Annotated in this window: 11 protein-coding genes; 8 read left to right on the forward strand and 3 right to left on the reverse strand. The window is 63.0% G+C overall.

Features of this window, described 5'->3' with window-relative positions:
• Positions 1-11: 11 nt before the first annotated feature.
• The 3 genes from ACW9JC_RS24260 to ACW9JC_RS24270 are packed head-to-tail and all read right to left on the reverse strand — an operon-like array spanning position 12 to position 3954.
• Complete coding sequence (locus ACW9JC_RS24260) at positions 12-1535, reverse strand: acyl-CoA synthetase (protein ID WP_457458105.1); 1524 nt, start codon at positions 1533-1535, stop codon at positions 12-14.
• Positions 1536-1539: 4 nt separating this feature from the next.
• Positions 1540-3096, reverse strand: coding sequence for an acyl-CoA synthetase (locus tag ACW9JC_RS24265; RefSeq protein WP_457458107.1), 1557 nt, complete (start codon positions 3094-3096; stop codon positions 1540-1542).
• Positions 3097-3150: 54 nt separating this feature from the next.
• Positions 3151-3954: an enoyl-CoA hydratase/isomerase family protein gene (locus ACW9JC_RS24270; RefSeq protein WP_457458109.1), complete on the reverse strand. Its 804-nt coding sequence runs from the start codon at positions 3952-3954 to the stop codon at positions 3151-3153.
• Positions 3955-4170: 216 nt separating this feature from the next.
• On the opposite strand from ACW9JC_RS24270, the gene ACW9JC_RS24275 reads away from it, so the two are divergent.
• From ACW9JC_RS24275 to ACW9JC_RS24310, 8 genes are all read left to right on the forward strand, one after another.
• Positions 4171-7002: a LuxR C-terminal-related transcriptional regulator gene (locus ACW9JC_RS24275; protein ID WP_457458111.1), complete on the forward strand. Its 2832-nt coding sequence runs from the start codon at positions 4171-4173 to the stop codon at positions 7000-7002.
• 300 nt (positions 7003-7302) lie between these two features.
• Positions 7303-8403, forward strand: coding sequence for an acyl-CoA dehydrogenase family protein (locus ACW9JC_RS24280; protein ID WP_448109888.1), 1101 nt, complete (start codon positions 7303-7305; stop codon positions 8401-8403).
• A gap of 27 nt (positions 8404-8430) precedes the next feature.
• Complete coding sequence (locus ACW9JC_RS24285; protein ID WP_448107330.1) at positions 8431-9615, forward strand: lipid-transfer protein; 1185 nt, start codon at positions 8431-8433, stop codon at positions 9613-9615.
• A 30-nt stretch (positions 9616-9645) separates the two neighbouring features.
• Positions 9646-10086 (forward strand): MaoC family dehydratase N-terminal domain-containing protein, encoded by a 441-nt coding sequence (locus ACW9JC_RS24290; RefSeq protein ID WP_457458113.1) that lies wholly within the window; start codon positions 9646-9648, stop codon positions 10084-10086.
• 14 nt (positions 10087-10100) lie between these two features.
• On the forward strand, positions 10101-10517 hold the full coding sequence (locus tag ACW9JC_RS24295) for a MaoC family dehydratase (protein WP_448107328.1): 417 nt from the start codon (positions 10101-10103) through the stop codon (positions 10515-10517).
• Positions 10518-10547: 30 nt separating this feature from the next.
• Positions 10548-11372 carry an SDR family NAD(P)-dependent oxidoreductase gene (locus ACW9JC_RS24300; RefSeq protein WP_338586195.1) on the forward strand — a complete coding sequence of 275 codons (825 nt, stop codon included), beginning with the start codon at positions 10548-10550 and terminating at the stop codon, positions 11370-11372.
• 44 nt (positions 11373-11416) lie between these two features.
• A complete protein-coding gene (locus tag ACW9JC_RS24305) occupies positions 11417-11566 on the forward strand; it encodes a hypothetical protein (RefSeq protein ID WP_457458115.1) in 150 nt (49 codons plus the stop codon).
• Positions 11566-12198, forward strand: coding sequence for an SDR family NAD(P)-dependent oxidoreductase (locus ACW9JC_RS24310; RefSeq protein WP_457458117.1), 633 nt, complete (start codon positions 11566-11568; stop codon positions 12196-12198). The genes ACW9JC_RS24305 and ACW9JC_RS24310 overlap by 1 nt, the downstream gene beginning before the upstream one ends.
• Positions 12199-12262: the final 64 nt, after the last annotated feature.

The raw sequence follows: 12262 nt of genomic DNA on the forward strand, positions 1-12262 counted from the left end.
ATGTGGTGTGGCTACTTGCGCAGTTCGCGCTTGAGGACTTTGCCCGCTGCCGACAGCGGCAGCTCGTCGCGGAACTCCACAGTTTTCGGGCATTTGTAGGCGGCGATGAATTCGCGGCAGTACATACGCAATTGTTCGGCATCGACTTGCGAACCGGGCTTGCGCACCACCACCGCGTGCACCGCCTCGCCCCATTGCTCATGGGGGATGCCGATCACCGCGCACATCGCCACCGCCGGGTGTCGGGCGAGAACGTTTTCGACCTCGGCGGAGTAAACATTTTCACCGCCACTGACGATCATGTCCTTGAGCCGGTCGACGATGTACAAGTAACCCTGCTCATCCATCCATGCGCCATCGCCCGTGTACAGCCAGCCGTTGCGCAGCGCCTTGGCGGTTTCCTCGGGTTTGTTCCAGTAGCCCTGCATGATGTTCGGCCCGCGCACGATGATCTCGCCGACCGTGCCACGTGGGACTTCGTTGCCTTGCGGGTCGACGATCTTCACATTGACGCCCAGGCCGCCGCGCCCCACCGAACGCGACAATCCGCTGATTCGCGCCTCCGGCGTGTGGTTGCACGGCAGATTGCTCGACACCACCGGGCACGCTTCGGTCAGTCCATAGGAATGCGACAGCTCGATGTCCGGAAACCGGGCGAGCACCTGCTCGACCATGTCGCCGGCGCTGGGTGACGCGCCATAGGTCAGGCGTTTCAGGCTGCCAAGGTCATAACGTTCGAAGTCTGGATGAGCCAGCAACGCCAGGATCATCGTCGGCACCAGCAGCGTTTCTGTCACCCGTTCGCGTTCGATGATTTGCAGCGTTTGCAGCGCATCGAAACCCGACACCAGCACATGACTTTCACCGGCGAGAAACTGAATCAGCGCACGGGCCATGCCGGCCACATGAAACAGTGGCGCGACGTGCAGCAGCAAGCCACCACGGATCGGCGGCATGTCCACCATGCGCGGCATGCACGCCGACCACAGGTTCAAATGCGACTGCATCACCCCCTTTGGAAAACCGGTGGTGCCGCCGGTGTACATGATGCAGGCGAGGTCTTCGCCACCGCGCCCGGCGTCCTCGATTGGTGCAGTCTGGGCAATCAGTTGCTCGAAACCGAGCATGCCCACCGGCACTTCGCCCTCGCCGGCGTAGATGAAGAGCGGCGCACGGCGAGCGGCCTTGCGGATGTCGTCAGCCAGTGCAGCAAAGTGCTTGTCAACGATCAGGATGCCGGTGCTGCAATCGTCCAGCGAGTAGACAATCTCCGCCACGCTCCAGCGCACATTCACCGGGTTGAGCACGCCACCGCCCCACCACACGCCCATGATGTATTCCAGATAGCGGTCGGAGTTCAGCGCGAGCATGCCGACCCGATCACCGGCCGCCATGCCGAGTTTCTGCAAGGCGCCCGCCAGGCGAGCGACCCGCTCGCCAAATTCACGGTAGCTGTGGCGACGCTCACCGAAGATCGTCGCGACATGGTCCGGGTTCTGTTGCAGCGTGCGTTGCAGGCATTGAGTCATGTACATGCTGTCAGCTCACACCCCGATCCTTGCCGGCCCAGAACGGTTCACGCAGGTCGCGCTTGAGTACTTTGCCGGCGCCCGACAATGGCAGGCTCGTGCGGAACTCCACCGATTTCGGGGTCTTGTAGCCGGCGATCTGGCGGCGGCAGTGTTCGATGATCTGCGCGTCTACCACTTGATTGTCCGGCTTGAGCACCACCACTGCGTGCACCGCTTCGCCCCATTGCGCACAGGGAATGCCGATCACCGCACAGGCCGCGACGGCCGGGTGGCTGGCGATGGCGCTTTCCACTTCGCCGGAATACACGTTCTCGCCACCGCTGACGATCATGTCCTTGAAGCGGTCGACGATGTAGATGTAACCCTCCTCGTCCATGTAGGCGCCGTCGCCGGTGTGCATCCAGCCGCCACGCAGGGCCTTGGCGGTTTCCTCGGGGTTGTTCCAGTAGCCGAGCATGATGTTCGGGCCGCGCACCACCACTTCGCCCACGGTGCCGCACGGGACCGGGTTGTCGTGTTCGTCGACGATGCGCACGGTCACCCCCAGCCCCGGCCGCCCGGCCGAACGCAACCGGCCACTGGCGATGCCGGCGGCGTTATGGTTTTCCGGGCCGTTGGCGGTGATCGGTGGTGCGGCCTCGGTCATGCCGTAGCCTTGGGTGAACTCGACATTCGGCAAGGCTTTCAGGGCCATTTCCAGCAAAGGTACCGCAATCGGCGAGGCGCCATAGGTCAGGCAGCGCAGGCAACTCAAATCATGTTTGGCGAATTCCGGGTGCATGATCAGCACTTGCAACATGGTCGGCACAATCAGGATGTCGGTGATGCGTTCACGCTCGATAGTGCGCATCACGTCCAGCGCATCGAAGGCCGGGACGAAGATGCTCGGCAGCCCGAGCAGCGAAATCAGGATCACCCGCGACAGCGCCGCCAGATGAAACATCGGCGCGATGTGCAGGGTCAGGGCATCGGTCGGCACCGGCACATCGGCAGCCCGGGCCACGGCCGCCGACCACAGGTTCATGTGCGACTGCATGACGCCTTTCGGCCGACCGGTGGTGCCGCCGGTGTACATGATGCTGGCCAGGTCGTCGCCGCCGCGAAACGCATCGTCGACCGGCGCTGCGTCCCGAATCAGTTGCTCGTAGGAGAGCATGCCTTCAGGCAACGGACCGTCGCCGATATGGATGAGCAACGGACGCACCCTGGCGGTGCTGGCGATGCCTTCGGCCATGGGCAGGAACGTGTCGTCGATCAGCAGGATGCGGGTGTCGCAGTCGTCCAGCGAATAAACGATTTCCGGCACGCTCCAGCGGATGTTCACCGGGTTGACCACGCCGCCGCCCCACCAGGTCGCGAGGAAATATTCGAGGAAGCGGTCGGAGTTCAGGCCCAGCAGGCCGACCCGGTCGCCAGTCTGCATGCCCAGTTGCTGCAACGCACCGGCGAGGCGCGCCACCCGGTCGGCCAATTCGGCATAGGTACGACGGCGGTCGCGAAACACGGTCGCCAGTGCATGGGGGCGCTGTTGCAGCACATGGTGCAGGCCTTGGGTCAGATACATGGGGCTCTCCTGTAAATTATTGTTGTCAGGCAGGGACGAAATGGGCGCAGCGGGTCAGGTGCCGGTGTAGGTCGGTGAGCGTTGTTCGGCCAGGGCCATGCGCCCTTCGGCGTGATCCTCGCTGTCGCGCAGCAACCCCCAATGAAGATGCGACTGGATGGCGAAATCCCGTGGCGTCAGGTGGGCGGTTTGCAGCGCCAGGCGCTTGATCGACTGCACCGCCAGCGGGCCGTTGGCGGCGATGCGCTCGGCCAGGTCCAGGGCCGTCGAGAGCAATCGGTCCTGGGGCAGCAGGTCGATGATCAGCCCGATGCGCAAGGCTTCCCCGGCGCTGACCGGCTCTCCCGTCAGGGCGATTTTCATGGCGTGGGCGGCGGGAATCGCGCGCAGCAGCAATTGCACGCCGCCCGCGGCCGGAATGGTCGCGTCGCGCACTTCCGGCAAGCCGAAGGTGGCCGTGTCGGCGGCGATCCGCAGGTCACATTGCAGCGCCAGTTCCAGACCGCCGCCCAGACAGGCGCCATTGACGGCGGCGATGATCGGCTTCCAGATGTCCAGGTCGCTGAGGTCGAACAGGCGTGTGTAGCCACCCTCCTCGGCTTCGGTCTCGCGGCTTTTCAACGTCCCGGCGACAAAACCGGACGCCGGCCGCAATGATTCCTTGTGGCTCGCGCCGCAACAAAAGGCACGCTCTCCGGCACCAGTCAGCACGATGACCCGCACCTGCTCGTCATCCTGGCAGGCGCCAAGGGTCTTGCGCAGGTGCATCAGGTCGCTGGCGCTCAGCGCATTGTTCGACTGTTGCGCATCGAGCGTGATCAGCGCCACGTGATCGATGATCTTGAACTGAATGGCCATGGGCTAACTCCTGCGCTCCACCGCTGCTGCGCTGTTCTGATGGAGCGCCAGGCGGCACTCCTGTTGTTATGCCGTCCAGTAGATCAATCCGTGAATCGTCGACGACCACCCGCATCGGGTGGCGGATGCCGAAGTCAGGGTCATGACATTCAGGCTGTGGGTTACACTCGATTGGATTCAGCGCATTCTCAAAACAAAAATGATTCGGACAACCCCATGGACAAACACCGCAAGTCCAATGCATCGGACACGCTCGCGAGCCAGGTCTTGAATCCGTCACAGTCGCCGATCGTCAGCACCAAACTGGTTCCGCCGCGCAGCGCCGGGCGCCTGATTTCCCGCGAGCGCCTGCAAGAGCAAATGCTCAAGGCCCGGCGCCAGCGCTGCATCGTGCTCAAGGGCCCGGCCGGTTGCGGCAAGACCTCGACGCTGATTGCCTGGCGCCAGGCGCTGTTGCCGTTGGGGTTCGATGTGGCGTGGTTGACGCTGTCGGCTGATGACAACGAATTGACCCGTTTCATCGATTATCTGCTCGCCAGTCTCGGCCAGATCGACCCCGCGCTGGTGCGCGAAGCCACCCAGCTGGAAGGTCGCGGCATCGACAGCGAAGCGGTGGAACGCACGGTCATCACCCTGGTGCGCAGCATTGCCAGTCGCGGCCGCGAACTGGTGCTGGTGCTCGATGACCTGCATCACCTGACCGACGTGGGCATTCATCAGGCCCTGCAATGGCTGATCGACTACGCGCCGGTCAACCTGCATCTGGCGTTGGTCTCGCGCAGCGCCGTGCCGCTGTCGCTCGCGCGGTTGCGCAGCCAGGAGCTGGTGCTGGAATTGAACCTGCGTGACTTGCGCTTTACCCCGGCGGAATCCGAGCAATTCCTCAAGGCGCAACTGGGCGAGATCGACGCCCGCGACGCCAAGCAGATGCACGAGCTGACCGACGGTTGGGCGGCGGGCCTGCAACTGCTCGCGGTCAGCCGCAAAAAGAACCGGCCACCGGCGACCACGGGCACCCCTTCAGTACAGATTCAGGTGCGGGACAATCAGGCGTTCGCCAAGTTTTTTGAAGTCGAGGTGTTGTCCCACCTGTCTCCGACCGATCTCGACCTGATGTTGCTCATGGCCGTGTGCAACCGCTTTTGTGCTTCGCTGTGCGCCGCCCTCAGTGGTCACCCGGAGGCGGTTTCCGAAGCCAATGCGCTGCTGGCGCGCCTGGAGCGGGACAACCTGTTCCTGATCCCGGTGGACAGCACCGAACGCGAAACCTGGTATCGCCTGCACCCGTTGCTGCGCGAAACCCTGCTCAAGTATTTCGATTCACGCAGCCAGGCCGAACAACACGCCGTGCACGTCCGTGCCTGGAACTGGTTCCGTGACCATCGCTACCTGGACGAAGCGGTGCACCATGCGGTGATGGGCGGCGATCCCTCGGCCGCTGCCGATCTGGTGGAGCAGAACGCCGAGGCGCTGTATGCCCATGGCGACCTGCGCATGTTGATCGAGCTGGTTCGGCTGCTGCCGGTCGAGCAGGTACAGGCGCGGGTCAAGCTGCGGATCCTCAAGGCCCGGATGCAACTCTACGCCCGGGATTTCGACGCCTGCACCAACAGCCTCGAACAACTGTTCCGCGATGTTCCCGAGAGCGAGGTGCACGACCGTTTCATGATCTCGCTGCTGCGCGCTTCCCTGGCGCTGCAACGGGATGACACCGACGCAGCCATGTCGGTCCTGCCGCAATTGCTCAACCCGCCACCGGGCAGCAATAGCGTGGCCATCGGTTCTTGCGCGAACATCCTGTCGTGGCTGTACATGCATCGCGGCGAATATGAAAAGGCCCGCCAGGTGCAACTCGACCGCCCAGCCTTGCTGATCAATGGCGAGCCGTTGCTGGGCACCACGGCGGGCAGCCTTCAGGGGCGTTGCATGATTGGCCTGAGCCTGGCGCTGGAAGGCCAGATGACCCAGGCGGAAAGGGTTTATCGCGATGTGCTGCATGAGGCCGGCCAGTGCGGCAAGGCTGGTGCCGACGCGACTTACCTCTCCGCTGCGCTGCTGGGCGAAGTGCTGTACGAAACCAACGACGTCGACGCGGCGTTCAAATTGCTCTCGGGATGGATCGATATCCTGGAGCGGATTTCGATCCCCGACTCGGTCCTGCGCGTGCTGCAAGTGCTGTGGAACGTGCAATGGCTGGCGGGCAACCAGCAGGAAGCGCTGGCGTTCGTCGAACGGCTGGACGAGTACGCAATCAAGCTCGGCCTGGAACGGCTGCAAGCGTATTGCCTGACCTGGCAGGTGCGCTGGTTGTTGATCCTCGGTGAATCGGCGGCGGCCCACGCCAAACTGACGCGTCTGGAGGCCATCGACGCCCGCCACCCGGATGCCGGGCACACGGCGCTCAAGGAAATCCACATCCTCACCGAGAACGCCCGCGTGCGCTGGCAACTGGCTCAAGGCGACCTGAACGGTGCGGCGACGCGCATCGAGCGACTGATCGAGACCTGCGAACGCCATCGCCGCCAGCTCGGCACGGTGCGTCTGTTGGTCCTGGGTGCGGTGATCGAGTCCGAGCGAGGCAATCATGAACTGGCGCGGGACAAAATCATGGAAGCCTTGCGCCGCGGGCAGCGCTTCGGTCTGGTGCGCAGCCTGCTCGATGCCCATCAGGATGGGCTGAAGCTGATTGGCGACATCACCAGCCGTGAAACTCTTGACCCGGTGCTGGCGTTCTATGTCGAGCGGCTACAAGCGGCCAACGTGACAGCGCCTGCCGTCTCGAAGGACAAACCGGCCACACCGACAACCAGCAAACCGCTGGCGGCCGGCATCGAGCCCTTGAGCGAGCGGGAAATCGAAGTCGTGCGCCTGCTGGCCCAAGCCTTGCCCAACAAGAAAATCGCCCGGGCCTTGGGGCTGTCCCCGGAAACCGTGAAATGGCACCTGAGCCACATCTACAGCAAGCTCGGCGTCAGCAGCCGCGATGAAGCGGTGGCGCGGGTTCGGGATCTTGAATCACAAAGCGATACCGACACCCCACCGAAATAAAGTGAACATCCTGTAGGAGCTGCCGCAGGCTGCGATCTTTTGATCTGGCTTGTGAAAATCAAAAGATCGCAGCCTCGTTCCACTCGACAGCTCCTACAGGGGGAATGCAATCAACAGGGATTGTATTTCCGTCCCTGGATCATTGAATTTCCAACCCGCCACCCACCTCGGGTGGCGTTCGTCCGATGCCCCCCACCTATCGTAAGCCTCATTCACAGGCGCTCGGCCCACTGCCGGCCTGCCATCGATGAGGAGTCTTGCGTGCACATCGCCCGAACCGTTTTCCGCGACGACCATGAAATGTTCCGTACTACCGTGCGACGTTTCTTCGAGCGTGAATGCCTGCCTCGTCAGGCCGAGTGGGACAAGGCCGGTCAGGTCGACCGCGAAACCTGGCTCAAGGCCGGTCGCGAAGGTTTGCTCGGCATCACCTTGCCCACCGAATACGGTGGCGGTGGTGGTGATTTCGGCCACTGCGCGGTGTTCAACGAAGAGTTCGCCCGGGCCGGTGTGAGCGGCGCCTATTTCGGCATGCATTCCGACGTTATCGCCCCGTATATCAACCGCTGCGGCAACGACGAACAGAAACAGAAATGGCTGCCGGGCATCTGCTCCGGCGAAATCATCCTCGCCATCGCCATGACCGAACCCGGCACCGGCAGCGACCTGAAAGCTGTGCGCACCAGCGCCGTACGCGAAGGCGATGAATACGTCATCAATGGCAGCAAGACCTTCATCAGCAACGGCCTGACCGCCGACCTGGTGATCGTCGTGTGCAAGACCGACCCAACCGCCGGCGCCAAGGGCATCAGCCTGATCGCCGTGGAAACCAACCGCGCCGGTTTCAAGCGCGGGCGCAAACTCGAAAAGGTCGGCCAGCACGCCCAGGACACCGCCGAATTGTTCTTCGACAACGTCCGCGTGCCGGTGGGCAATCGCCTGGGTGAAGAAGGCCTGGGCTTCACCTACCTGATGGGCGAACTGCCGCAAGAACGCTTCTCCATCGCCGTGTCCGCCGCCGCCAAACTGGAAAGCCTGCTCAAGCAGACCATCGAGTACGTGAAGGACCGCAAGGCCTTCAACCAGACCGTGTGGGACTTCCAGAACACCAAGTTCAAGCTCGCCGACATCAAGGCCCAGGCCACCGCCATGCGCGTCATGGTCGATTACTACCTGGGCGAGCACATGCGTCGGCGCCTGACCCTCGAAGAAGCCGCGATCGCCAAGCTCTACACCACCGAAACCCTGTGGAAATGCATCGACGACATGGTCCAGCTCCACGGTGGCTACGGCTACATGATGGAGTACCCGATCGCCCGCGCGTTCGTCGACATGCGCGTCAACCGCATCTACGGCGGCACCAGTGAAGTCATGCGCGAAATGATCGCGCGCAAGCTCTGAATCTCTCTAACAACAAGGAAAACAACGATGAGCCAAAAAGTGTTCGTGGCTGGCGTCGGCATGATCCAGTTCAAGAAACCGGGGACCAACGAGCCCTACGACATCATGGGTGAACAGGCGATTCGCCTGGCCCTGGCCGATTGCGGCCTGGACTTTCGTGACATCCAGCAGGCCTACGCCGGTTATGTCTATGGCGACTCCACCTGCGGCCAGAAAGCGCTGTACCGCGTGGGCATGACCGGCATCCCGCTGATCAACGTCAACAACAATTGCGCCACCGGTTCAAGCGCGCTGTTCCTAGCCCGTCAGGCTGTGGCCAGCGGCGCGGTGGACTGCGCCTTGGCGTTCGGCTTCGAGCAGATGAACCCGGGGGCGCTGAAATCCGCCTGGACCGACCGCGCGCCGGCCACCGAACGCGCGCTGAAGTTGACCAACGAACTGGTGGGCATGCCCGACCTGCCGACCGCGATCCGTCAGTTCGCCGGTGCCGGTTTCGCCCACATGCAGAAGTACGGCACGCAACTGGACACCTTCGCCAAGATCCGCGCCAAGGCCAGCCGTCACGCGGCCAACAACCCGCTGGCGGTGTTCCGCAACGTGGTCAGCACCGAAGAAGTCATGGCTGCGCCGATGCTCTGGGAAGGCGTGCTGACCCGCTTGATGGCCTGCCCGCCGACCTGCGGCGCCGCCGCGAGCATCGTGGTCTCCGAAGCGTTCGCGAAGAAGCACGGCCTGCGCACCGACGTGTTGATGGCCGGCCAGGCCCTGACCACCGACCTGCCGAGCACCTATGACGCCAAGGACATGATCCGCGTGGTCGGTTTCGACATGACGCGCATGGCCGCCGACATCGCCTACAACCAGGCCGGCATCGGGCCAAAAGACATCGACGTGATCGAGTTGCACGACTGCTTCGCGCAGAACGAGCTGCTGACGTACGAAGGCCTGGGCCTGTGCGCCGAAGGTGGCGCCGAGCAACTGGTCAACGATGGCGACAACACCTACGGCGGCGAGTGGGTGACCAACCCGTCTGGCGGCCTGCTCTCCAAGGGTCACCCGCTGGGTGCCACCGGTCTTGCGCAGTGCTACGAGCTGACCCACCAGTTGCGCGGCACCGCCGACAAACGCCAGGTGCAGGACGCGCGCATCGCGGTGCAACACAACCTCGGCCTGGGCGGTGCCTGTGTCGTCACCGTGTACCAGAAGCACTGAAGCCGCGGGCATTGAAGAGGAGTCACTCAGATGATCGACAAGAAACACATCGGCAGACAACTGCCCACGTTCCTCGCCACCGCTGAAGCCGGGCAACTGCGTTTCTTCGCCAAGGCCACCGGGGAAACCAACCCGATCTACTTCGACGAGCAGGCTGCTCGCGACGCGGGCCATCCAAACCTGCCGTTGCCGCCGACGTTTCTGTTCTCGCTGGAATTCCAGATCCCGTCCAACGCCTGGCGCGACGAACTGGGCATCGTTACCGCGCGCATCCTGCACGGTGAAGAGTCGTTCCGTTATCACCGCATGGCCTACGCCGGCGACACCCTGCGCTTCGATGTGCGCATCGCCGACATCTACGACAAGAAAGGTGGCGCGCTGGAATTCGTGGTGCGCGAAACCCGAGTCACCAATCAGCACGGTGAGCACGTCGCGGACCTGCGCAGCGTGCTCGTGCAGCGCAACAGCTGAAGCGGAGAACAACCATGAACGCCATAAGCCTGGAAACAATCAACGTCGGCGACACCCTGCCACCGCTGGCCCTGCCGCCGATCAACCGCACCACCCTGGCGCTGTTTGCCGGTGCGTCGGGTGACTACAACGCCATCCACATCGACACCGATTACGCACGCAAGGCCGGCATGCCCGACGTGTTCGCCCACGGCATGTTGTCGATGGCCTACCTCGGTCGCCTGCTGACCCAATGGGTCGATCAGCGCCAGTTGCGCGAGTTCGGCGTGCGCTTTCTCGGCATCACCCACCTGGGCCACCAGATCACCTGCACCGGCGCTGTCGTCGAGCGTTTTGAAGTCGACGGCGAGCAACGCATCAAGGTCGAAGTGCGCACCACCAATCAATACGGCGACACCAAGATTATTGGTGACGCTGTGATCGCTCTGTAAACAAACCCAAGAATTGAGGAGCAACACCCCATGGCAAAACTCGACGGCAAAATCGCACTGGTCACCGGTTCCGGTCGTGGCATCGGCCAGCAAATCGCCCTGAAACTGGCAAGCGAAGGCGCGCGCATCGTGATCAACGACCTCGACGCCGATCCGGCCCACGAGACCGCTGAGATGATCCGCAAAATGGGTGGCGAAGCCGCTGTCTGCCACGGCAACGTCAGCGCTCCGGATTTCGCCGAGCGCTACATCAAGACCGCAATGGACAACTTCAACGGCATCGACATCATCGTCAACAACGCCGGCTACACCTGGGACGACGTGATCCAGAAGATGAGCGACGAGCAGTGGTACGCGATTCTCGACTGCCACATGACCGCGCCATTCCGCATCCTGCGTGCCGCTTACCCGATCATCAAGGCACAAGCACAGGCAGACGCCGCCGCCGAACGTGAAGTGTTCCGCAAAGTGGTGAACATCTCGTCGGTGTCGGCGCTCAACGGCAACGCCGGGCAGATGAACTATTCCTCGGCCAAGGCCGGTGTGCTCGGCATGACCCGTGCGCTGGCGCGTGAATGGGGCCGCTTCAAGGTCAACGTCAACGCCGTGGCCTTCGGTTTCATCGAGACCCGCATGACCAGCGCCGACGCCCACGCCGGCGCGACCGTGAACATCGAAGGTCGTGACATCCGCGTCGGCATCAGCCCGGAAGCGGCCAAGTCGTTCGCCCAGCGCAACCCGTTGGGTCGGCCCGGCACTACCAAGGAAGCGGCCGACGCCGTGTACCTGTTCTGCTCGCCGGAATCGAACTACATCACGGCGCAGACCATCGCCGTCGCCGGCAATCTGCAATAACCAAAAACCTGTGGGAGCAGCCGGCCGACGCTCGGATGCTCGCGATGGACGTCAACGATGACGCGGGCTGCCTGATTGAACGTGGTGTCCTGACGTTTTTCGCGAGCAAGCTCGCTCCTACAGGATCGCAGGATCACCCCATGAACATGACTGAAAGCACCCTGCGCCGTGCCGTACCGATGGAGGCACGTTGATGAGCGACCTCATGCAACCGTTTTCCATGGCCGGCAAAACCGTGCTCGTGGCCGATGCCACTACCCGCTTGGGCGCACATTTCGCCCGGTTGATCAGCCTCGCCGGAGCCCGTGTGGCCATTGGCGCACAGCACGCTTCGCAACTGGAACAACTGGCGGCGGACCTGCGCTGGGAAGGCGGCGAAGTGTTGACCGTCAGCCTCGACAGCGCCCGTCGTCCCAGTATCGAGGCGGCGCTGGCGGCTGTCGAAGAGCGCTTCGGCAGCGTCGATGTGCTGATCAACAACAGCGCCGAGCGTGAACACATCGCACTGAACAACCACATCGTCCATTGCACCAGCCTGCACATGATCAAGGCCGAACGTGGCGGCAGCATCGTCAACATCGACCCACCGCCGCGCCCGATTTCCGAGCCCAACCCGTGCCTGCGGGCCAACAGCAGCCTGATCCGCATGAGCCGCGCCATGGCCCAATCGCTGACGCCGCACCGGATTCGCGTCAATGTGATTGCTGCCGGTCGAGGCCAGGATGCTGTCCTGCAAGAACTCAACGGTCCTTTGTTGCTGTTGGCGAGCGGCGCGGGCGCCAGCGTGACCGGGGCCGTACTGCATATCGACAACCGCAACTCCTGACGCCGCGCGATTCACTGTAGGAGCTGCCGCAGGCTGCGATCTTTTGATCTTGAAAAAGCCAAAG

It is taken from the genome of Pseudomonas sp. SDO5591_S426 (assembly GCF_054070755.1).

Bases quoted from the DNA above. Each gene is read 5' to 3' on its own strand.
- ACW9JC_RS24275 (WP_457458111.1), top strand. From the start codon at position 4,171: ATGGACAAACACCGCAAGTCCAATGCATCGGACACGCTCGCGAGCCAG.
- ACW9JC_RS24295 (WP_448107328.1), top strand. From the start codon at position 10,101: ATGAACGCCATAAGCCTGGAAACAATCAACGTCGGCGACACCCTGCCA.
- ACW9JC_RS24265 (WP_457458107.1), bottom strand. From the start codon at position 3,096: ATGTATCTGACCCAAGGCCTGCACCATGTGCTGCAACAGCGCCCCCAT.
- ACW9JC_RS24290 (WP_457458113.1), top strand. From the start codon at position 9,646: ATGATCGACAAGAAACACATCGGCAGACAACTGCCCACGTTCCTCGCC.
- ACW9JC_RS24270 (WP_457458109.1), bottom strand. From the start codon at position 3,954: ATGGCCATTCAGTTCAAGATCATCGATCACGTGGCGCTGATCACGCTC.
- ACW9JC_RS24300 (WP_338586195.1), top strand. From the start codon at position 10,548: ATGGCAAAACTCGACGGCAAAATCGCACTGGTCACCGGTTCCGGTCGT.
- ACW9JC_RS24280 (WP_448109888.1), top strand. From the start codon at position 7,303: ATGTTCCGTACTACCGTGCGACGTTTCTTCGAGCGTGAATGCCTGCCT.
- ACW9JC_RS24310 (WP_457458117.1), top strand. From the start codon at position 11,566: ATGAGCGACCTCATGCAACCGTTTTCCATGGCCGGCAAAACCGTGCTC.
- ACW9JC_RS24285 (WP_448107330.1), top strand. From the start codon at position 8,431: ATGAGCCAAAAAGTGTTCGTGGCTGGCGTCGGCATGATCCAGTTCAAG.
- ACW9JC_RS24260 (WP_457458105.1), bottom strand. From the start codon at position 1,535: ATGTACATGACTCAATGCCTGCAACGCACGCTGCAACAGAACCCGGAC.
- ACW9JC_RS24305 (WP_457458115.1), top strand. From the start codon at position 11,417: ATGGACGTCAACGATGACGCGGGCTGCCTGATTGAACGTGGTGTCCTG.